The 20,484-nt window shown below is 59.7% G+C and carries 17 protein-coding genes and 1 tRNA gene; 12 read left to right on the plus strand and 6 right to left on the minus strand.

Going from position 1 to position 20,484, the window contains the following annotated elements:
- The first annotated feature begins 407 nt into the window (after nt 1–407).
- Nucleotides 408–641 (plus strand): MerR family transcriptional regulator, encoded by a 234-nt coding sequence (locus L3J03_06765; GenBank protein ID MCF6290678.1) that lies wholly within the window; start codon nt 408–410, stop codon nt 639–641.
- Nucleotides 642–890: 249 nt separating this feature from the next.
- Here the strand turns inward: L3J03_06765 and L3J03_06770 are convergent.
- The 3 genes from L3J03_06770 to L3J03_06780 all read right to left on the minus strand — a co-directional run bounded on the left by L3J03_06770 (nt 891) and on the right by L3J03_06780 (nt 4,018).
- Nucleotides 891–967: transfer RNA gene (locus tag L3J03_06770), tRNA-Arg, on the minus strand.
- A gap of 68 nt (nt 968–1,035) precedes the next feature.
- Entirely contained in the window at nt 1,036–2,904 is a 1,869-nt protein-coding gene (locus L3J03_06775) for an Rne/Rng family ribonuclease (protein ID MCF6290679.1), read from the minus strand.
- 163 nt (nt 2,905–3,067) lie between these two features.
- Nucleotides 3,068–4,018 carry a radical SAM protein gene (locus tag L3J03_06780; GenBank protein MCF6290680.1) on the minus strand — a complete coding sequence of 317 codons (951 nt, stop codon included), beginning with the start codon at nt 4,016–4,018 and terminating at the stop codon, nt 3,068–3,070.
- A gap of 378 nt (nt 4,019–4,396) precedes the next feature.
- Between L3J03_06780 and ilvD the strand changes: the two genes are divergently transcribed.
- The 4 genes from ilvD (at nt 4,397) to L3J03_06800 (ending at nt 10,740) form a co-directional block, all read left to right on the plus strand.
- Nucleotides 4,397–6,061 (plus strand): dihydroxy-acid dehydratase, encoded by a 1,665-nt coding sequence (gene ilvD, locus L3J03_06785; protein MCF6290681.1) that lies wholly within the window; start codon nt 4,397–4,399, stop codon nt 6,059–6,061.
- A gap of 30 nt (nt 6,062–6,091) precedes the next feature.
- Complete coding sequence (gene lptD, locus L3J03_06790) at nt 6,092–8,305, plus strand: LPS assembly protein LptD (protein MCF6290682.1); 2,214 nt, start codon at nt 6,092–6,094, stop codon at nt 8,303–8,305.
- Nucleotides 8,306–8,593: 288 nt separating this feature from the next.
- Complete coding sequence (locus L3J03_06795; protein ID MCF6290683.1) at nt 8,594–9,550, plus strand: acetyltransferase; 957 nt, start codon at nt 8,594–8,596, stop codon at nt 9,548–9,550.
- Between the two features lie 110 nt (nt 9,551–9,660).
- Nucleotides 9,661–10,740 (plus strand): MltA domain-containing protein, encoded by a 1,080-nt coding sequence (locus L3J03_06800; GenBank protein ID MCF6290684.1) that lies wholly within the window; start codon nt 9,661–9,663, stop codon nt 10,738–10,740.
- Between the two features lie 111 nt (nt 10,741–10,851).
- On the opposite strand, the gene L3J03_06805 is transcribed toward L3J03_06800, so the two are convergent.
- Nucleotides 10,852–11,046 (minus strand): hypothetical protein, encoded by a 195-nt coding sequence (locus L3J03_06805; protein MCF6290685.1) that lies wholly within the window; start codon nt 11,044–11,046, stop codon nt 10,852–10,854.
- A 270-nt stretch (nt 11,047–11,316) separates the two neighbouring features.
- Nucleotides 11,317–12,780, minus strand: coding sequence for an NAD-dependent epimerase/dehydratase family protein (locus tag L3J03_06810; GenBank protein MCF6290686.1), 1,464 nt, complete (start codon nt 12,778–12,780; stop codon nt 11,317–11,319).
- Nucleotides 12,781–13,129: 349 nt separating this feature from the next.
- Between L3J03_06810 and L3J03_06815 the strand changes: the two genes are divergently transcribed.
- The 3 genes from L3J03_06815 (at nt 13,130) to L3J03_06825 (ending at nt 15,532) form a co-directional block, all read left to right on the plus strand.
- Nucleotides 13,130–13,456 carry a hypothetical protein gene (locus tag L3J03_06815; protein ID MCF6290687.1) on the plus strand — a complete coding sequence of 109 codons (327 nt, stop codon included), beginning with the start codon at nt 13,130–13,132 and terminating at the stop codon, nt 13,454–13,456.
- Between the two features lie 156 nt (nt 13,457–13,612).
- Nucleotides 13,613–14,941 (plus strand): glycosyltransferase family 9 protein, encoded by a 1,329-nt coding sequence (locus L3J03_06820; GenBank protein MCF6290688.1) that lies wholly within the window; start codon nt 13,613–13,615, stop codon nt 14,939–14,941.
- A gap of 57 nt (nt 14,942–14,998) precedes the next feature.
- Nucleotides 14,999–15,532, plus strand: a complete 534-nt coding sequence (locus L3J03_06825; GenBank protein MCF6290689.1) for a PilZ domain-containing protein — start codon at nt 14,999–15,001, stop codon at nt 15,530–15,532.
- Between the two features lie 36 nt (nt 15,533–15,568).
- Here the strand turns inward: L3J03_06825 and L3J03_06830 are convergent, their stop codons facing one another.
- The gene (locus tag L3J03_06830; GenBank protein MCF6290690.1) at nt 15,569–17,305 is read right to left on the minus strand and encodes an NAD-dependent malic enzyme; all 1,737 of its coding nucleotides are present in this window, start codon (nt 17,303–17,305) and stop codon (nt 15,569–15,571) included.
- Between the two features lie 288 nt (nt 17,306–17,593).
- Here L3J03_06830 and L3J03_06835 point away from each other — a divergent pair, with 288 nt between their 5' ends.
- Genes L3J03_06835 through L3J03_06850 form a run of 4 tightly spaced genes read left to right on the plus strand, consistent with a single transcriptional unit; the run spans nt 17,594 to nt 20,479 of the window.
- A complete protein-coding gene (locus tag L3J03_06835) occupies nt 17,594–17,890 on the plus strand; it encodes a 4Fe-4S binding protein (protein ID MCF6290691.1) in 297 nt (98 codons plus the stop codon).
- Nucleotides 17,887–19,029 (plus strand): 2-oxoacid:acceptor oxidoreductase subunit alpha, encoded by a 1,143-nt coding sequence (locus L3J03_06840; protein MCF6290692.1) that lies wholly within the window; start codon nt 17,887–17,889, stop codon nt 19,027–19,029. The genes L3J03_06835 and L3J03_06840 overlap by 4 nt, the downstream gene beginning before the upstream one ends.
- Nucleotides 19,030–19,064: 35 nt before the next feature.
- Entirely contained in the window at nt 19,065–19,886 is an 822-nt protein-coding gene (locus L3J03_06845; GenBank protein MCF6290693.1) for a 2-oxoacid:ferredoxin oxidoreductase subunit beta, read from the plus strand.
- A 5-nt stretch (nt 19,887–19,891) separates the two neighbouring features.
- Nucleotides 19,892–20,479, plus strand: a complete 588-nt coding sequence (locus tag L3J03_06850; protein MCF6290694.1) for a 2-oxoacid:acceptor oxidoreductase family protein — start codon at nt 19,892–19,894, stop codon at nt 20,477–20,479.
- The last annotated feature ends 5 nt before the right edge of the window (nt 20,480–20,484 follow it).

Consider the following 20,484-nt stretch of genomic DNA (forward strand, 5'->3'; position numbering starts at 1 on the left):
TCGCCGCCGCGGCGAAGCGAGTTCCTGCTTGATAGCCTGTTTATGAACAGCCGGCCCTTCTCAATGGAGCGGCCGTTGGTAGAAGAAGACCCCTTTCCCGATAGGAGGGGGTTTACTGAATGTTTACTGCCAATATCAGGAAAGTACTAGGAAAATGGCAGGGCTTTCCTAGTACTCTCACAGATTCCGACACAAAAACGTGGCGTGATCAAACCAGCTACCCAACTATAACCTAAACCAATTAAGATGAACTCGTAACAACCCGAAAGGCTTCAAATGCCACCCAATAAAATCAACAAGTTACAAGACGAATCACGTCCGTCGAGCGGGTTGTTGCGAGACCGACAATTAAAATTATTAACCAAACCAGCATGGTAGTGTTAGGAGACTCTCTGAGGAGGTAAGAAATGATAGCGGTAAACAGATATCAGACAGTCAACATCGGCGAGGCGGCGCGCCTGACGGGTGCATCGGTAAACCAGATCCGCTATTTCGCGGAGCAGGGCTTAATCCCTGCCCCGGATAGGGTGGTATGCGGAGAAGGATCGTACCGCCAGTACAGCCCGGCGGACCTGGACAAGGACCACACCCTTCAGGCAGCCGCCAGGATGGCCCAAGCAGAAAGGAGGAAACAGCCATGAAAAAAACAAAAAAAGGGTTACAGGCTGAAAACCTGTAACCCTTGGTAGTTTTGGTACGCCCGGCAGGATGGTCTTCCAACAAAACGTCAGACGCTGGTATCTCTATATTTTCATCGGTCTCAACTGGGAGTTTGAAGCCGAGGTGTTGTTGGTACGCCCGGCAGGATTGTCTTCCAACAAAACGTCAGACGCTGGTATCTCTATATTTACTCCGGTCTCAACTGGGAGTTTGAAACCGGAGAGTTTTTTTGGTACGCCCGGCAGGATTCGAACCTGCGACCTACGGATTCGTAGTCCGGCACTCTATCCAGCTGAGCTACGGGCGCATGAATTGCGAGAGTATATACCTCAAAACAACCTATTCCACAAGCATGATTTGCAGCCGACCGGGCCCCTATTCCTTGATAAAATCGATCCGCTGATCGGCCGGATTCATCCCCGGGTCCGCAATCACCCGGATCTCCACCCGGGATTTCCGCTCCATCTCCACCAACTCGTTGCGCTTCTGGTTGAGCAGGTACTGGGCCACCTCCATGGGGAGGCAACACTCCACCCGCACCACCTTTTTCCGGTTGATCCCGGTCTGGATCTGACGCAGGTAGTAGAGGGCCTGGGTCTCCACCGAGCGGATCATGCCCCGGCCCTGGCAATGCTCGCAGAACCGGTAGCTGCCCATCTGGATCGGCGCGCCCATCTTCTGACGGGAGATCTGCATCAGCCCGAACTTGGAGATCCGGCTGATGTCCACCTTGGCCTTGTCCCGCTTCATGCTGGCCTTGACCTTTTTCTCCACCTCCCGGATATGGCGCTGGTTGCGCATATCAATGAAATCCACCACGATCAGGCCGCCCAGGTCCCGGAGCCTGAGCTGGCGGGCCAGTTCGGCGGCCGCCTCCATGTTGACCAGGAAGATGGTCTCGCTGAAATTCTTGTCCTTGGAGGTACGGCCGGAGTTGACGTCGATCGCCACCAGGGCCTCGGTGGGGTTGATCACGATCGACCCGCCCGAGGGCAGCGGCACCACCGGCTGGTAGATCTGCTCGATCTGCTCTTCCAGGTCGTAATGGTTGAACAGGGGCCGGGCGCCCTTGTGCAGCTGGACCTTGGTCCGGCGCTGTTTGGGCGGCAGCAGGGCCAGAAAATTGTTGACCTGCTCGTAGGCCTCCTGGCTGTCCACCAGGATCTCCTCGATCTCCGGGGTGAAATGATCGCGCAGGAACTTGGCGATGATGTCCTGATCCTGGTAGATCAGGCAGGGCGCCTGCATGGTCTGGCCGCGCTTCTTGACGTCCTCCCACAGCCGGAGCAGATAGCGCAGGTCCTTGCCCAGGGCGGTCTTGGTAATGTCCTTGCTCGCGGTGCGGATGATGTAGCCGATGCCATCGGGCAGCTTGAAGCTGTCCATCATCTCCCGGAGCTGGTTGCGCTGTTCCTCGCCCTCGAGCTTGCGGGAAATGCCGGCCGAGTCGCTGCCGGGCATCAGTACCAGGGAGCGGCCGGGCAGGGAGAGGTAGGTGGTCATGCTGGCGCCCTTATTGCCGGTAACCTCCTTGACCACCTGGACCAGCACCTCCTGGCCCTTGTGCAGGACCTTGCGGATATCCAGGTCCCGCCAGTTGGTGGTCACCGCCTGCTCGGTATCGATATCAAAATATTCGGGATGGATCTCGTTAAAGGGCAGAAAACCGTTCTTACCGGTGCCGATATCCACGAACGCCGCCTGGAGGTTGAGTTCAACGGCAGTGATCCTGCCCTTGTAGATATTGTTCTTGGTCTGCTCGCGGACCACGGTGTTGACGTGAAAGGACTCGATCCTGCCGTCCTCGACCAGGGCGATCCGGCACTCCTCCGGCTCCTCGGCATTGATCAACAGCTTGACCCGCGGCCCGTTCTGCTCCTTGGCAGCCGGATCCTTCCCAGGGTCGGCCGCCTTTTTCTTCCGGCCCCCGGACTTGGCCTCTGGTTTTGCCACTGCCGCCGCGGCCGGGGTCTCGGCCGGGGTCTCGTCGGTGCCGGTGGTTTCGGTTGTCCCGGCCGCGTCACCCTCCCGGGGCTTGGGCCTGGGTTTACGCCGCGGCCGGCGCCGGGACCGGCTTCTCGGTTTGGCTTTGGCAGCTTCCTTGTTTTCCTCCGCTGCCTCACCACCGGCGGACGGCGCCGGGGCCGCCTTTTCTTCGACCGGGACCGAGGCCTCTACCTGTTGTTCCTTGTCCGGGGCTATTTCATTTTCTCTTGATTCTTTTTCATCTTCATTCTCATTCATACAACCTGAACCTTTTCCTCCGGAGTCCAGGGGGTCAAACGGCCTGAGCCGCGACACGCGCCTGTCTCCTTGGTTAATTTTTTCGTTCTCTTACCCGCCGCAACAAAGGGCGCACCGCACCGGTGCGGCATCATCCAGGGAGTTTTGTTTATTAAAAAATCTCTCAAACCTGGAAATAAACCTTGTTGTTGTGGATCAACTCTTGTATCCGTCCACCCGCTGCAAGTTCTTTTAAAACTCCGGCCACCTCTTCAGGGGCCAGGGCCAGGGCCTCGCGGATATCCTCCGCAGTACACGGCCTGCGCCTGAGCATCTGGATAATCTCCTGGGCCAGTCCGGCCGGGTCCGGTTTAAGGGCCGGGCCGGGCTGCTTACCCTTGAAACGGACCAGGATATCAACCGGCCCGGTAAAACTTTTTTTAATCGCCGCGGCGATCCCGGTGAGCCGCTCAGCGGATACCGGTGCGACAAAACTCTCCAGCGGCGGCCGGGCCACGCTGTTCAACTGGACCCGGTCAGGCCCGATCCCGGCCACTGCCGCGGCCAGTGCGGCGATCTCCGCGGCCGAGTCGTTCATTCCCTTGACCAGCAGGATCTCCAGCCAGACCTGACCGGTAAATTCCCGGCAGAACCGGGTCAACCCCTGGATCACACCGGCCAGTTCCACGCCGGCGGCCGGCCGGTTCACCTTACGGAACCCGGCGGCGAGCGCGCTGTCCAGCGACGGGATCACGATATCCGCCACTGCCAGTTCCTCCCGCACCGGCGCCAGGTGGAGAAGGGTTCCATTGGTAAGGACCACCACCGGCTTGGCAGTATGCGCCTTCAGGTGGCGGATGATCCGGCCCAGGCCGCTGTGCAGGCAGGGCTCGCCGCTGCCGGTGATGGTGACCGCGTCAATGCTGCGCCCGGCCGCCCCGCTGCTGAAAAAATCATCGATCTCGGCCAGGATCCCGGCAGTGGGCGTATACTCCCGCCGCTCACAGGTCAGGGTGGTGGTGGCCCCGACCTCGCAGTAGACACAGTTCAGACTGCATACCTTGCCGACCAGCAGGTCAATACCCAGAGAACGTCCCAGCCGCCGCGAATTAACCGGGCCGAATATATATTTCATCAGGTCAGCAGGGGTCAGGGGCAGGGGTTCTGCGATTCGCTTCAGAGTCGGGCAGGGCCGGGCCCGGGATATTGGAGGCATTAAAACCGAGAGCCCAATTTATTTATTGTCGTCAGGGTATATCAATCAAATGAGTTTCGCAAGACATATTTGTCATCATCCCCCTTCTCTTCCTGCATAATTTCGCTCTCATGCTTTTTTCAAAACCAGCAAATATGCCTTGACACCCCCTGGCTGGAAGCTTAGATTCCACCAGTGTTTGCTGACTGTTGTTGACAACTTTCTGTATCAAAAAAAGTAACCGTTCACCAGGGGCTACAAATTTACGGAAACCACCGGCCGGTAAGCGTTTACCAAAAACACCATGGGAAAAGAGCCATGCGAAGTGATGCCATAAAAAAAGGACTGGAAAGGGCCCCGCACCGCTCACTGCTCAAGGCAATGGGCTATACAAACGAAGAGATCCGGCGGCCCCTGATCGGGGTCTGCCACGCCCATAACGAGATCATTCCCGGCCATATCCATCTTGACAAGATCCTCGAAGCGGTCAAGACCGGGGTCAGGATGGCCGGCGGCACCCCGATCTCCTTTGCCACCATCGGGGTCTGCGACGGCATCGCCATGGGCCATACCGGGATGAAATACTCCCTGGCCAGCCGCGAGTTGATCGCCGACTCGGTGGAGATCATGGCCCGGGCCCATCCCTTTGACGCCCTGGTGATGATCCCCAACTGCGACAAGGTGACCCCAGGGATGCTGATGGCCATCCTCCGGGTCAATATCCCGGCCCTGATGGTCAGTGGCGGGCCGATGCTCACCGGCCGTTTCCAGGGCCGGGATGTCCACCTGATCAGCGTGTTCGAGGGGGTGGGCAAGGTCAAGGCCAACACCATGACCGCCGCGGAAATGGAGGAGCTGGAAGACGCGGCCTGCCCGGGCTGCGGCTCCTGCGCCGGGATGTTCACCGCCAATTCAATGAACTGCCTGACCGAGGCCATCGGCCTGGGCCTGCCCGGCAACGGCACTGTCCCGGCAGTGGCCGCGGCCCGGATCCGGTTGGCCAAGGATGCGGGCATGGCGGTGATGGATCTGCTGGAAAAGGATATCAAGCCCCGGGACATCGCCACCCCCGGGGCATTTGAGAACGCCATTGCCGTGGACATGGCCCTGGGCTGCTCCACCAACACCGTACTCCATGTGCCGGCCATTGCCCGCGAGGCCGGGATCGATCTCTCCCTGGATCTCTTCAACCGGATGAGCGAAAAAACCCCGCATCTCTGCAGCCTGATCCCGGGCGGGCCGCACAGCCTGCAACAGCTTGACGAGGCCGGCGGGGTGGCGGCGGTGATGAAGCTGCTCGCGGAAAAAGAAGACACCATCAACCTGGATACCATGACCGCCACCGGCAAGACCCTGGGCGAAAACCTGCGGAAAGCACGGGTCAGGGATAACGAGATCATCCGGACCCTGGAGCGCCCCTATCATCAGCATGGCGGGATCGCGGTGCTCTACGGCAACCTGGCCCCGGACGGGGCAGTGGTCAAGCAGACCGCGGTGGCCGACGAGATGCTTACCCATACCGGCCCGGCCCGGGTCTATGATTCCGAACCCGAGGCCCAGGCCGCGATCATGGCCGGGGCGATCAACCCCGGCGACGTGGTGGTGATCCGCTACTGCGGACCCAGGGGCGGACCGGGCATGCCGGAGATGCTCTCGCCCACCTCGGCGATTATCGGCATGGGGCTGGGCAAGAGCGTGGCCCTGATCACCGACGGCCGCTTCTCCGGCGGCACCCAGGGCGCCTGCCTCGGTCATGTCTCGCCCGAGGCGGCGGTGGGCGGCCCCATCGGCCTGGTGGAGGAAGGCGACCGGATCATGATCGATATCCCCAACAAAACAATCCGGCTGGAGGTGGCCGGCCAGCTGCTGGAGGAACGGCAACGCAACTGGCGGCCGCGGCCGGCCAATATCACCTCCGGCTATGTGGCCCGCTACGCCAAGCAGGTGACCTCGGGCAGTACCGGGGCCGTGCTCAAGGATTAAGATGCTCCACCGCTCATACATTAGGAAACCATGCGCAAACGATACCTTGCCAACTCCTTCCTTATCCGCGCCCTGCTGGCCCCGCTGTTGATCAGCGCCGGCCTGGCGCTTCTTGCTCCTGACAGCGGCCGGAGCGAGGAGATGGCCAACCAGCCGTGGGAGATCGTTGCCGACCAGCTCACCTACAGCAAGGAACCGCAGGAGGTATACGCCAGGGGCCATGTAATCGTGACGCCCATGTCCAGGGACAAGATCAGGCCGATCGTCATCAAGGCGGACGAGATCGACTACAACATCAAGCAAGGCCTGATCAAGGCCCGGGGCAATATCGAGCTTTCCACCGCTACCGACCGGATCAATGCCGACCAGGCCGAGATCGAACTGGACTCCAGGACCGGTTTTTTCCTGAACGCGACCCTGTTCCATGCCGAGAACAACGCCTATATCCAGGGCCGGCGGCTCGAAAAAACAGGGGAACTGACCTACCGGATAAGCGACGGCCGTTTCACCACCTGCGACCCCGATCCAAAATCCCCTCTGCCCTGGAGCATCGGCAGCAGCGACGCCGGGATTACCAAGGACGGTTACGCCCTGCTCAGGAACGCCACCTTCCGGATCAGGGGCGTGCCGGTTTTCTACTCACCCTTTCTCATCGTCCCGGCCAAGACCGAACGGCAGAGCGGCCTGCTTTTCCCGGAGCTGTCCAACTCGGCCCGCGAGGGCCAGGGCGTGCTGGTGCCGCTGTTTGTCAATCTCTCTCCCTCAAGCGACGCCACCCTCTACGGCGGCAAGCTTACCAGGCGCGGGGTCCAGGCCGGGGCCGAATTCCGCCATGTGGCTGATCTCGATTCCCGGGGCATGTTCTCGGCCAGCTATCTGCGGGACTCCCTGGTCGACACGGTTGGCAATGACTTCAACTCCGACGGTTTTCTCCGCACCCGCGAGGATCGCTACTGGATCCGCGCCAAGGCCGACCATTATTTCAGCAACGGGCTGATCGGCCGGGTCGATCTGGACCTGGTTTCGGACCGCGATTATCTCAGGGAGTTCCAGGCCGGGATGACCGGTTTTACCCAGAGCGACCAGGAGTATTTCACCGCCTTTCAACGCGGCTTCCAGGATGAGACCGAACTCTTCCGGGAAAACACGGCGCAACTGAGCCGCAACTGGGACTCCATGGGCCTCTACGGCGAACTGCGCGCCATTGACGACAACAGCCCCGGCACAAACGCCGCCACTCCGCTCCGGTCCCTGCCCCGGATATCCTCTGCCGGGATCATGTCCCTGGCCGGGAGCCCGGTCGATCTCAGCTGGCAGTCGGAATACGTCTACTATGTCCGTGACAACGGCCTGGGCGGGCATCGCCTGGATCTTGCCCCCCGGCTCATCGTGCCGCTGCACCCCCTGGCCCCGCTGTTTGAGGCCACCCTGTCCACCGGTCTGCGTGAAACCCTGTACCTGGTGGAGACCAACGGCAACACCGGCTGGAGCGGCAACACCGGCCAGGGCCGGACCCTGTACGACCTCAGCGCCAGTCTGGCCACCACCCTGCGGCAGGACTTTGTCCGGGGCAAGGCCGCGGCCGGCCGGACCCTCATCCATACGGTGCGGCCCTATCTGGACTATTCATATCTGCCCGATGTCAATCAGAGTTCCCTGCCCCGGTTCGACCCGAGCGACCGGATCAACGCGGCCAATAAACTCACCTACGGGATGAGCCACTATTTCCGCAGCCGCACCCGGCTGGGCAACCGGAGCGAAAGCCGCGACTCCGCCTATCTCAACATCGAACAGTCCTACGACTTCCGGGCCGGTGACCGGCCTTATTCCGACGTCAGCGCAAAGCTGGAGCTGACCCCGCTGCCGGAGCTGAAATTCAACGGTAAAACCGCGGTCAGCGTCTATGGCGGCGGGGTCACCTATTACGACCTGACCGGTGTCTACACCAACAGCCACGGCGACACCATTCTGGCCGACTACTATTATAAAAAGGATACGGGCATCGAGGAGTTGACCGCCGGGATCAAGGCCCGGGTCAGCAACGCGCTCTCGGCCCAGTACGATGTTGTCCACTCCTTTGCCAACAACGTCGGCGCGGTCTCCACCTCAATGCGGCTGATCTACCAGCCCTCCTGCTGGGGAATGATCCTGTCCGGCACCAGGAGTTCGGATGACTTCCGGGTGATGCTGACCTTCACCCTTACCGGGATCGGCAAGGCCCTGGAACTGGGGCGAAGCCTGTAACTGTAAAAAGTAAAATGTGAATTGTTAAATGTTAAATGTTATGAAGCAGTTATTTCACCAGCATCTTCTTTCGTAACCGTTCACCAGGGGTTACAAATTTACGGAAACCACCGGCCTGTAAGCGTTTACCAGTGCCACGGATTCGTGCAAGCAGGCCGGCGAATCTATAGTATGCCTATGTGAGCCGGCCTGATCGTGCGAAGATGGGGTGCTGGTGAACGCTTACCTTCTTTCATCCAAACACTGTTCACTTTTCACTGTTCACATTTCACATTTCACGGTCCTGCCATGCACTATGACGTATTCAACGGCGATGCCGACGGGATCTGCGCCCTGCACCAGCTCCGGCTGGCCGAGCCCCGGCCAACGGCCGGACTGGTCACCGGGGTCAAGCGGGATATCCGCCTGCTCGACCGGCTGACCGGGATACGCGGGGCAGAGATCACGGTGCTCGATATCTCGCTGGACAGCAACCGGGCCGCGCTTGAACCGCTGCTGGCCAACAATAAAATCACCTATATTGATCACCATTTTGCCGGTGAGATCCCGGATTCGCCGCAGCTCGTCACCCATATCGACCCCAGCCCTGGAATCTGCACCGGGCTTATCGTCAACCAACTGCTCAACGGCCGGTTCCGGGCCTGGGCCGTGGTGGCGGCATTCGGCGACAATCTCCACCAGGCGGCCGCGCAGGCGGCCGCGCCCCTGGGACTGAGTAAAAAAAATCTTGCCGCCCTGCGCGAATTAGGCGAGTTGATCAACTACAACGGCTACGGCGCCTCGATAGCGGACCTCCACTTTCCGCCCGGCACGGTCTATGCGGACCTGCGCCCCTATCTCGACCCCCTGGCCTGGCTTGAGCAGTCGGAGCTGTTACAAGAACTGCGCCAGGGATTTGCCGGTGACATGGCCCGGGCCCGGGCATGTGAACCAATCCGGGAGAGCGCGGCCGGCCGCATCTTTCAGCTGCCGGCCGCGGCATGGGCCAGGCGGGTTTCCGGGGTGTTCAGCAATGAGAAGGCCAGGGAAAGGCCTGACCTGGCCCATGCCCTGCTGGTCGAGAATCCGGACCACAGCTTAAGGATCAGCGTCCGGGCCCCGCTTGCCGACCGCCGGGACGCCGATCTGCTCTGCCGTTTATTCCCCGGCGGCGGCGGCCGGGCCGCGGCCGCCGGGATCAACGCTCTGCCGCCGGACCGGTTATCTTGTTTTATCGATCAGTTCAACCGGATATTCAGCCCATGAGTTGCACTCCGGCCCCTGCGCATTTACTCCGGAAAATCCAGCGTTGGGCAACAACCCTTATCCTGCTGGCGGCATTGCTGCTCATCCTGACCGGTTGCGCTGTCAAACCCATGAAACAGGTATCCCCCGACCGGCTGCCGCCCCTGACCGATGATCTTGACCAGGACTCGCTGGTCGCGGCCATTGGCCACAGTATTCAATACCTGGAAAAGCTGCCGCCCGAACGTAGCTTTGTTTTTGCCGGCACCAGCTGTTCGGCGGCCTGGCTGGCCGAGTCGCTGACCTCTTTTCTGAAACTGCTGGAAAGCGCGCCGGACAATGACGCCCTCTTCAAGGGCATTGCCGGGCAATTCCTGGTTTTTCGGGCCCGGGGCAGCGGCCTTTTCGGAAGGATTCTGGTCACCGGCTACTATGAACCGATCCTGGACGGCAGTTTAACTGAAAAATACCCCTATATTTATCCCCTGTACCGGGTGCCTCCAGACCTGGTGGTCCGCACGGCAGCGGACGGCACCAAAGAGACCGGCCGGCTGGTGGACAACGAACTTGTTCCCTACTGGAGCCGGGCCGAAATAGAAGAGAAAAATCTGCTCGCCGGCCTGGAGATGGTCTATCTCGCCGACCCGGTGGACGCCTTTATCCTCCATGTCCAGGGCTCGGGCAAGATCCGGCTCCGGGACGGGTCGTTGCGCGGGATCCTCTTTGCCGGCAAGAACGGACTCCCCTACAGGAGCATCGGCCGGCTGCTGGTGGATCAAGGCAGGATGAAACTCGCCGAGGTGAGCATGCCCGGGATCAGAAGCTACCTGGCCGCGCACCCGGAGGAATTAACCAAAATACTCCATCACAACCCCTCTTTCATCTTCTTCCGCTGGGACCCGGGCACCGGGCTGGTGGGCAACCTGGGCGCGCCGCTGACCGCGGGCCGGTCAATTGCCGCGGACCAGAAAATATATCCGGCCGGGGCGTTGGGATTTCTGAAGAGCCGGAAACCGCGGCTCGATGCCAGCGGCAAAATCCGCGAGTGGATACCGCTCTCCCGCTTCGTGCTGGTCCAGGACAGCGGCTCGGCGATCAAGGGGCCGGGCCGGCTTGATCTGTTCTGGGGCAATACAGACTATGCCCGGACCGCGGCCGGGGCCATGCAGCACAAGGGCGAGTTTTATCTGTTGGTCAAGAAAAGGCCGTAACAAGTTACGGGTTATTGGTTATTGGTTATTGGTGAATGGTTATAACCTGCTGTTCCTGTTCACAACCTCTCACTGTTCACTTTTGATGAACTCGTAACAACCCGAAAGGCTTCAAATGCCACCCAATAAAATCAACAAGTTACAAGACGAATCACGTCCGTCGAGCAGTAAACATTCAGTAAACCCCCTCCTGTCGGGAAAGGGGTCTTCTTCTACCAACGGCCGCTCCATTGAGAAGGGCCGGCTGTTCATAAACAGGCTATCAAGCAGGAACTCGCTTCGCCGCGGCGGCGATTCGGAATCCATAAGCATATCATGCCGAAGTTGTTTCAAATTCCGCTTTTGCCGTCACGGCTGCGGCTCAGGGTCCGCTACACCGTTCGGTATAAGAAAACCCCTTTCCCGGTCCAACCTCAAACGTACGGGGTTTACCGAAACCTTACGTTATTCATTATTTGTTAATGGTAACAACATGTTGTAATCTTTCACCAATAATCCTATAGTCCCTGCACCCTGCACCCTGCACCTCTGTTCTTGGTTTATCCGTCCTCTGTCCTCTGTCTTCCGTCATCTGTCTCACTCGCTCAGGGAGTCGTAATCAGTAAAATAATCCTTTTCCCTCTGGTGCAGGTCGTTGACAAGTTCATCAGGGGAACGGATAAACTCGTCAACCCCGCCGGAAACATCGGTTATCTCCCCTGCCCCCGCTGATATCAGGTTGAGATGCTTCCATCTGGTGCAATAGTATTTGATCATGTCCGGCAGCTCGGTGTAGATGGTTATATCCGGGCTGGAATCGCCGTAACTCGATTGATGCAGTTTGTCGGCAGACAGCGACTGGGTATTGAAAAAATATTCCAGGAACATCAACTCCGCCGGCATCCGCGCCTCAATGCCGATCCGGTTCAATCGCCGCAGCAAGAACTCGAGCCAGATCCTGCCCCGCTTGACCAGGGGATAGGGCAGGTACAGTTCCTTGGGAAAATTGAGATCAAGATAAGACCTGATCGCCAGGATAAGCTGCCCCAGCTCAACCGGATTGCGGTCAACGAAATGATAGGTCTCACCGGAGAACTCGTCCCGGTTTTCCAGGATATAATGGACAAAGGGCGGGATTTTCTTGGAGTTGGTATAGGAATGCATCACCCCCCGCCGGGTCGGCAGGAACAGCATGGCCTGGTCAACGATGGAAAAAAGCATCCGCTGGAAGCCCTGGATCTTATGGTCGTGTTTGCCGTAGACCACCCCCAGCCGGATAATGGTGCAGTCGAGCCCCCTGGTCTCCCCCAGGTGCCTGAGGGTCATCTCAGCCATCAGTTTTGATCTGGGATAAAAGGGCAGGTCCGCGGTCAGGGGACTATGGTCCTGCTCGGTAAAATTCTCGCCCATGGGCAGGGTGGCGGCCGAACTGAAGTGGATATAGGGGATCTTCAGGGCCATGGCCACCTTGGCCAGGTTGATGCTTCCCAGGTAATTGGTCTCATAGGAAAGCCGGGCATCGCTGTTGATGGCGCTGACCGCGCAGTTGATAATGAAATCCGGCTTGTATCTCTGGAAGTATATCCGGATATCCTCGGGTTCCCTGAGGCTGAGCCGTTTACTGTTCGGGGCGATGACTTCAACTTCGTTCCGGGTTTCTGTTTTGAAATAATGCATCAGGGCGCCGCCGATCAGCCCGGAACCGCCGATCAGCACCCCAAAGGTTCTCGTGCTGATATCAACGATCCGGCCCGGCCGCTTGAGCCTTTTCAACAGGGCCACCGGCTGTTGGAAATCAGGCCCCTCTTCCCCAAGCACCAGGTTGTAGAAATCGCACGCCTTGCAGGCGTCACTTTTCTTGGCAAAGGTCCCCTGCACCCGGCCGCCGCAGAAGGTGCCGGCCACTGTCCAGCAGGCCCTGCCGGAATATCTGCCGCCATGCACCCCGTTGAGCCGGTTCTCCCTGGCAGCCGGGCATATTCCCAACTCATCGGTGGAGGTGCGGCCCGGGCCCCGGCCGCATTTTTTAAATTCCCAGCAATTTAATTTCTTCAGCGTCATCTTGGCCTTCGTGTTTCCAGCATCCGCTCCATTAAGCCGGCCATGCCCGGCCCTCTGCCCCTGTCCCTCCCATTATAACACGTGTCAACCATGATGTCCCAATTCCTGTCCGGAACCTGGCCGCCGGAGCATGAATCCGAACGGCTGCTGTCAAGGATAAAGATTTGACCCCAACCGCCCTCGACTCAATTAAGACTTGACCGGGCAGCGCCAACCAGGTGATACTCTGATCTAAGTTTTCACAGGCAAGGAGTGTGCTCAACAGGTGGTCGCGCCACCCTGCGAGTGGTTACGATCAGGCATCTCGGTTCAATCACGCTGTTTTCTCGATCCGGCGCCGGTGCTGTTTATGAAAAAACTGAATTGCTGGGAATTTAAAAAATGCGGCAGAGAGCCCGGCGGCGTCAAGGTATCCGAACTGGGGGTCTGCCCGGCCTCCACTGAAACACGGGTTGACGGCGTTAACCACGGCGACAAGGGCGGCCGGGCCTGCTGGGCGGTTTCCGGCACCTTCTGCAAGGGCAAGATAGAGGGGACCTTTTCATCCAAGGCATCCAGTTGCATGCTCTGTGATTTCTACAAAAAGGTCTGCCGGGAGCAGGGCAGCGAGTTCAAGGGGGCCGGTTTTATCCTGGAGATCCTGAGAAAGTCGGCGGGACCGGACCGGGGCTCCTGATCAATCACAGGTTGACCAGCATGTCTGGACCATATTTTAGGCCGCAGCCACAACGAACAATGAAAATCTTTACGGACAACGAGCTTCGTCCGGCACGACTTTCATATAAAGTAACCGCTGGATTCCACACCCCGTGACCAGTCAGCTTAACATAAAATGAATATTCGCCTGCAACGCAAAATCGACAGGACAGCGGGCTCCTTTCTCTGCGGTCTCCTCTCTCTGCTGCCCCGGAGAGAACCGACCTCCCGGACCCGGAAGCCCGAAAGAATACTGGTGATCATCCTTTCGGAGATGGGCAGCCTGGCCCTGGCCCGCCCCATGTTCGAGACCATCAGGCAGAACTATCCAACCGCATCGCTGTCCGTATTGATGTTTGAGAAGAACAGGGAGTTTCTGGAAATCCTCGACCTGGTCCCGGCCGGCAACATCCTGACCATCAGGGACTCTTCGTTGCCAGCCATGGCACTGGACAGTCTTGGCGCGATTAAGAGGATGCGGCGGCAAAGAATCGATACGGTCATTGACTGTGAACTTTTTTCCCGGATAAGCAGCATCTTCTCCTTTATGAGCGGCGCCCGGATCCGGGTGGGATTTCACCCCCACACCCAGGAAGGGCTTTACCGGGGCAGTTATATCAACCGGCCGGTTCCCTATAATCCCTATCAGCACATCTCCCAGCAGTTCGTTACCATGGCCGATGCCATTGAGTCGGACCAGGTGCCCAGGTCAAAACGGCTGGTGGGAGAAAACCTGTACCGGTTGCCACCGGCACAGGTCGGCCCGGATGAACTGAAAGGTTTCAACACCCGCCTGCACAACGACTTTCCGGCGATCGCCGACAGGAAACTGGTCCTGCTCTATCCCGGCGGCGGTCTGCTGCCGATCAGGGCCTGGCCCATTGACAAGTATTGCCGGGTGGCGGCCGAGCTTATCCGGCAGGGCCATACAGTGGGGATCATCGGACTGCCCGGGGATAAAGAAACAGCCGCCAGGATTCTCGCCTTCTGCCGTTCGGAACACTGTATCGACCTGACCGGCTACACCGTCACGGTCCGCGAGGTCATAGTGCTGTTCAACCTGGCCGCGCTGCTCATAACCAATGACGGCGGCCCGGGCCATTTTGCCGCCTTGACCCCGATTCCATTCATAATCTTTTATGGACCGGAGACCCCGGTGCTGTACGCACCCCTGGCCGCCAGGGCCAGGATATTTTATGTTCCCCTGGCCTGCTCGCCCTGCCTGACTGCCTATAACCACCGGGATTCTCCCTGCGACGGCAACAATCTCTGCCTGCGGGCCGTCCGGGTCAAGGAGGTCCTGGCCGCGGCCAGGGAACTGCTTGGCGGCCCCCTCCCCGGCATCGGACCTGCAACCTCAACCGGCATGGCCGGACCGGGGTTCGGACCGCAGCCACAACAAAGCAGTAAAAATCTCCCGCCAGGCGCAGGCCTTGTTCGGAACAACCTTCATATAAACCACTAAACCATCAGGAATTCCTTACCATTGCCAAAAAACAACATCACATCGAAAAATCCCAGCGTGGATGCACAAAAGGTTTTTGTCAAACCGGACAACAGCGTGGATATCCAGTGCCCCCGCTGTTTTCGTTCAAAAACCGTTCGCATCGGCCAGTTGATCCCCAACAAGCATCTCCTGAAGATCAGGTGCGTCTGCAACACCGTTTTCACCGTTGCCCTGGAGTTCAGGAAACAGTACCGTAAGGAGACCCGGCTCAATGGCTGCTATCGCAACCTCACCGAGCCGGACGAGATCCGGGAAAAGGCCGCGGCCCAGCCCGAGGTGCTTGTCCACTACGGCGGAGGCAACGAGAGAAGGACACCGGCCAACTGCACCATCGCCAACCTGTCCCGGGGCGGAGTGGGCATCATCGTCAAGGTTCCGCACAACATCCGGGCCGGCCATGAACTTTACGTCGAATTCGCCCTGGACAACTCAGTGGGCTCGATAATCGAAAAGAATGTCCTGGTCAGGGTGGTCAACCACGACTATGTCGGTTGCCAGTTCACCGATCCGGACCAGTTTGACGCCACCCTGGGCTTTCATCTGCTGTGATCAAGGGTCAGGAGTCCTCTGTCCTCTGTCCTCTATCTAAACCGGTACCATGGGCAGATAATCCGGCTCCCAGAACATCTTGTTGATCAACTCCTCCAGCCGGGCCGAATCGTTGTCGTGCTGGAACCGGCTGTACACGCAGAGCCCGCTCACCCCTTGATCAATGGCAGCCTCCCCCACGGCCACCGCCACCTGCCGGCATACCTCGCGCAACCTGCTCACCGGCGGGAAGAGCACCCCGTTTCTCAAATCTGAAACCGGCACCTGCTCGGCCACGGCCCGGGCCGCGGCAGTGAAGAACCCGGGCCGCACCTGGCGGGCGCCGGAGGCGAGCACCCCCAGCCCGACACCGGGGAAGATGAAAACATTGTTGCCCTGGCCGATCCGGATCAGGCGAGCGCCAAAGGAAACCGGGGCAAAGGGACTGCCGGTGGCTACCAGGGCCCGGCCTTCGCTCCAGCGGACAATATCCTCGGGCTGGGCCTCGGCCTTGACCGTGGGGTTGGAAAGGGGCATGATCACCGGCTGTTCCGAGTTTGCCAGCATGGCCCGCACCACATCCTTGGTAAAGGAGCCAGGCTGGCCCGAGGTGCCGATCAGCACGGTTATTTTTTCGTTTATGATCGTGTTGAGCAGGGTGTTGTCCACCGGATTCCGCAGCCACGGCAACCCTTGCGGGTCCTTGGCAAACTTCTGTTTATAGGGTTCCAGCTTACGATCATTGGTCACCAGCCCCCGGCTGTCCACGGTAAAGATCCGCGACCGGGCCTCGGCCGGAGACAGCCCGTCTTCAACCAGTCCCGCCTCAAGTTGTTCGGCAATACCCACTCCGCCGGCCCCGGCGCCGTGGATCAGGTAATCCTGGTCACTGATCCGCTCGCCCTTGATCCTCATCGCGGCCAGGATTCCGGCCAGGGTCACTGCGCCGGTACCCTGGATATCGTCGTTAAAAGAGATCAGATCGTGGAGATAGGCATCACGGATGGCAAAGGCGTTCTGTTTGGAAAAGTCCTCCCACTGGCAGAGGGCATTGGGATAGACGGTGCGAAAGGCCCGGGCAAAACGCTGGACGAACCGGACATACTCCTCACCCTGCAGCCGGGTATGACGCCAGCCGAGATAGTTGGGATCATTGAGCAACTCCTGGTTGTCGGTACCCACGTCCAGGGAGATGGGCAGACAGTGCCAGGGCGCGATCCCGGCCCCCTGGGTATAAAGCATCAGCTTGCCGAGACAGATGGCGATCCCGCCCGCCCCCTGGTCGCCGATGCCGAGGATCCCCTGGTTGTCGGTAACCACGGCCACCCGGATGTCGCGATGGCCGTACTGGAGCAGAATATCCTCGGCCAGGTCGATATTGTCCGGATAGAAATGAATACCATTGGCCATCCGGAACATTGACGAGTAACGCTGGCAGGCAAGACCCACCGTGGGGGTGTAGATGATCGGCATCAGCCGCTCAATGTCCCGGGCGATCAAGGCATGGGCCATGGTAACGTTGCGGTCGAACAGGGAACGGACATAGATGAACTTCTCGATGTCCTCCTGTTTATTGTTAAAGACCTCAAGCCCGTTCTGCACCTGGCCTTGCAGGGACCGAATCGCCGGCGGCACCAGGCCGGAGATTTTCAGGCTCCGCCGCTCCTCCTCGGTAAACGAGGTCCCCTTGTTGGTATAATTGTTGCGCAGTACCTGGACCCCACGGCCGGAGACCCGGATTTCCCTGGTATTGCCATAGTCGTCGTAAACAAGCTCATAGGTTTTCTCAGGCATGGCAGCTCTCCTTGAAGATGTGCCGATCAGGACCTTGCTGATATTTCTTCATCTCTTTGCTGTTAAATAAAGCACTTACCAGGGAAATACAAGAAATTCCGTTTTCTACCGGACCTGCCCGACAAAAATGTCAAAAAACTTCGACAAAGGCCGATGAGTTCGCTACAGTTAAGCAAAAAGGCGGCTGATCCGGTCATTGCCGGTAAACTCCAGGTCTGTAAGCGGTTACAGGGTGCCGGAGATGCAAGGCATTGCCGCCCGTCACCAGTAAACCCTTTGCAGCCCACGATGCCGAAAAAAAAGCGTGTTCCAGAGACAGAGCCCGCCACCCCGGACCAGCCGCCGGGCAAGGCCCGGATCCAAAAAAAGAAATTCAACCAGACCATCTACCTGGACTGGTGCAAGGCCTGCGGCATCTGTATCGCCTTCTGTCCCAGCCAGGTATTTGATGCCGATGAAAACGGCCGGCCGCTGGTAGCCCGGCCGGATGCCTGCACCGGCTGCCGGTTCTGCGAACAGCACTGCCCCGACTTTGCCATTTCCATTACTGAACCCGGGGCCGGGCCGGAGGCAAAAGAGCGATGAAGAACAGGCCGGAAATCCGGAGAAGACTGATCCAGGGCAACGAGGCCATTGTCGAAGGGGCCCTGGCCGCCGGCTGCCGCTTCTTTGCCGGCTATCCCATCACCCCGGCCTCGGAGATCGGCGAGTTGATGGCCACCCGGCTGCCGGAAGTGGACGGCACCTTTATCCAGATGGAGGACGAGATCGCCGGCATGGGCGCAGTGGTCGGCGCCTCCCTGGCCGGGGTCAAGAGCCTGACCGCCACCAGCGGTCCCGGGTTTTCCCTGATCCAGGAAAATCTGGGCTTTGCCTGTATCGCCGAGGTGCCCTGCGTGGTGGTCAACGTGATGCGCGGCGGCCCCAGCACCGGCCTGCCCACCTGCCCGGCCCAGGGCGACGTGCTCCAGGCCCGCTGGGGAACCCACGGCGATCATCCGATCATCGTGCTGGCGGTCTCCTCGGTTATTGACAGCTTCAACATAACGGTCATTGCCTTCAACCTCTCGGAAAAGTACCGGGTGCCGGTGATCATCCTGTCGGACGAGACAGTGGCCCATACCCGGGAGAGCGTGGTCCTGCCGCCGGCCGGGTCCATTGCGGTGGTGGACCGGATCATCCCCACCGTGCCCCCGGAATGGTATCACCCTTACGAGGGCAACAGCCGGGGAGTACCGGCCATGGCCCCGTTCGGCAGCGGCTACCGCCACCACGTCACCGGCCTGGTCCACGACCGGCACGGGTATCCCACCCAGCAGCCCGAGGAGGTCGACGCCTTTACCAGGCGTCTGCACCGCAAGATCAGCAACGGGTTTCATGACATCCATATTGTCCGCCGGCTCCACCTGGAAGATGCCGAGGTGGCGGTGATCGCCTACGGCTCGGTGGGCCGCACCGCGCAACGGGCCGTGGCCATGGCCCGCAACAAGGGGATCAAGGCCGGACTTATCCAGTTGATCACCCTGTTCCCCTTTCCCAAGGAAGCAGTGGTCAACGTACTCCGTCAGTGCCGGGCCGTACTGGTGCCGGAGATGAACATGGGCCAGATCAGCCGCGAGGTCCGGCGGGTCTCTCCGGGCGATACCAAGATCCATAAGTTGAACCGGGTGGACGGCCTGCCCATTGATCCGGACCAGCTCTTTAAAGAACTCCAACTGCTCTGAGCGGTTGCCAAAGGAGAAGGAACATGCCAGTGGCGATGAGTACAATCCGCCAGGAATATCTCCGGCACGACAAGAAATTCCCCCATGTCTGGTGTCCGGGCTGCGGCAACGGCATTGTGCTCGGCGCCATGCTCCGGGCCATCCACCGGCTGGAACTTGCCAAGGACGAGATCGTGCTGGTCTCGGGGATCGGCTGCTCCGGCCGCATGCCGGTCTATGTTGACTTCAATACCCTGCACACCACCCACGGCCGGGCCCTGACCTTTGCCACCGGGATCAAGCTGGCCAGGCCGGCGCTCACCGTGCTCGCGGTGATGGGCGACGGCGATGCCACTGCAATCGGCGGCAACCACTTTATCCATGCCGCCCGCCGCAACCTGAATTTCACCGCGATCATCATCAACAACCAGATCTATGGGATGACCGGCGGCCAGTACTCACCCACCACCCCCTATGGCGCCCGGGCCGCCACAGCCAAACATGGACATATCGAACACGCCTTTTCCATTGCCGAACTGGCAGTGACCGCCGGGGCCTCCTTTGTGGCCCGGGGCACGGTCTACCATGCGGCCCAGCTCGACACCCTGATCGAAAAGGCCATCAGCAGGACCGGCTTCAGCGTGGTGGAGATCATGTCCAACTGCCATGTCCAGTTCGGCCGGCGCAACAAGATGGCCGACCCGGTGACCATGCTGAAATGGTTCCGCGACCGGGCGGTGCGCACCCAGGATGCCGTTGATCTGCATCCCGACTCCCTGAGCGACAAATTCACCATCGGAGTACTCGCTGATGTGGAAAAGCCCAGCTACATCGCTGAATACGAAAAAATAAGGATTCGGGCCAAAAAGAAAAAATAAATACGATGCAGGAAGAACGATACGAAATCCGCTTGAGCGGCTCCGGCGGCCAGGGGATCATCCTGGCGGCGGTTATCCTGGCCGAGGCCGCCGGGGTCCGGCTTGATTACCATGTCTGCCAGACCCAGAGCTACGGCCCCGAGGCCCGGGGCGGACGCTGCAAGGCCGAGGTGGTAATCAGCGACCACCCCATCGACTATCCCCGGGTGATCCAGCTGGACCTGCTCCTGGCCATGAACCAGGACTCCTGCGATGCCTATTTCCTTGATCTCAAGCCCAGCGGACTGCTCCTGGTGGACTCCTCCCTGGTGGAACAGATCCCCACCAGCCGGGTGATTGCCCTGCCCTTTACCCGGATCGCCCGGGACAAGGCCTCCACCGCGCAGGCCGCCAATATGGCGGCCCTGGGCGCCATTGCCCATTCCTGCCCGATAATCAGCCCGGTTGCCCTGGAAAAGGCCCTGAACTCCCGGGTGCCGGCCGGCACGGCGACCAGGAACCGCAGGGCCTTTCCGGCCGGACGGAAAGCGGCCCGGGCCGTGGCTATCGCTGCCCTGCCCCATTCGATCCTCCAAGAGGAAGAAGAGGTCTGAGCAGC

The sequence above is a fragment of the Desulfobacterales bacterium genome, from assembly GCA_021647905.1.
Lineage (GTDB): Bacteria > Desulfobacterota > Desulfobulbia > Desulfobulbales > BM004 > JAKITW01.